Annotated in this window: 1 protein-coding gene; it reads left to right on the top strand. The window is 53.8% G+C overall.

Translation table 11 applies throughout. From position 1 onward, the window contains the following. Window positions 1–402 precede the first annotated feature (402 nt). Window positions 403–1384, top strand: a 982-nt coding sequence (locus AC2VLY_RS09900) for an FAD-dependent oxidoreductase (RefSeq protein WP_486922191.1), incomplete at its 3' end; no start/stop codon positions are given.

Below are 1384 nucleotides of genomic sequence, written 5' to 3'. Positions count from 1 at the left end.
TCTGTTCCATGTGTGGACCGCATTTCTGCTCCATGAAAATTTCCCAGGATTTGCAGGAATACGCACAGAATCAAGGCGCAGAAGATCTGGAGGCAGCGCGCGCCCAGGGGTTGCAGGAAAAAGCCGAGGACTTCCGGCGTTTAGGTAAAAACATTTATTTGCGTTGAATGATAAAAACGGCAGTTGCCATAGGTGCTTTTTGCTCCGTTGTCCCTCGCCTGTTGTTCTAAGGCTCATCCTGCTGTCAGGAGAGAACTCGCCCTGCGGGCTCAAGAAGCTCTCCTGACGGGCGCAGAATTTCGCCAAGAACAACAACGGCGCGGGCCAAAGACGCTGCAAAGCTTTCCCACCAGCTGTCGGGTTGATACCGGAATAAGCGCAGCAAAACAAGGAGAAACCAGCGTGAACCAGGATTATGATTTAATCGTCATTGGTGGCGGCAGTGGCGGCATTGCCACGGCCAACCGGGCGGCCAGCTATGGGGCCAAAACCGCATTGATCGCAGAAGGACCATTGGGAGGCACCTGCGTTAATGTTGGTTGTGTGCCTAAAAAAATCTTCTGGAATGCTGCTCACCTGGCCGAACAAATGCGGATGGCAGAAGACTATGGTTTTGATGCGGTTGCCTCCAGTTTTCATTGGGAACGGCTCAAGGCCAAAAGAGACGCTTATATTGATCGTCTCAATGGCCGCTATGCACAGGGACTGGATGGTAATGGCGTTACCTTGATTCGTGGACATGCGCGTTTTCATGACAAAAACCAGGTGGAAGTAGACGGTAAGATTCTGCGTGCCCCGCACATCCTCATCGCTACCGGTGGCCAACCCACCTGGCCGGATATTCCCGGTGCCGAGCTCGGCATCAGTTCAGATGGTTTTTTTGAATTGGAACACGCTCCACGCTGTGTCGCCATCGTCGGAGCAGGTTATATTGCCGTGGAACTGGCTGGCGTTTTGCATGCTTTGGGCAGTGATGTATCACTGCTCATGCGTCGCAAGCATTTTCTGAATGATTTCGAGCCGATGCTCCGTGAACATCTGATGGAGGCCATGCTCCACCAAGGCATCAATTTGCTGGCCCAGCGTCAGGTGCATGAGCTGGAAAAACGCCCTGATGGTTTATGCCTGCACTTTCAGGATGGAGACTGCCTGGGCGGACTGGATGCCGTCATTTGGGCGATTGGCAGACGTCCAAACAGTGCAGAACTGGGGCTGGAAAATGCCGGCATCAGCTCAGACGCAAACGGATTCATTCCCGTGGATGCTTTCCAAAACACCACTGTTCCTGGCATTTATGCGTTGGGCGACGTGACCAGCGCTCCCGCCCTGACCCCGGTGGCTATTGCTGCCGGGAGAAGACTGGCGGATCGCTTATTCAACCAGC

The organism is Acidithiobacillus sp. TH-A36 (genome assembly GCF_057473445.1).
Note: the sequence above shows the minus strand (reverse complement) of the source record. Positions and strands in the feature narration are given on the sequence as shown.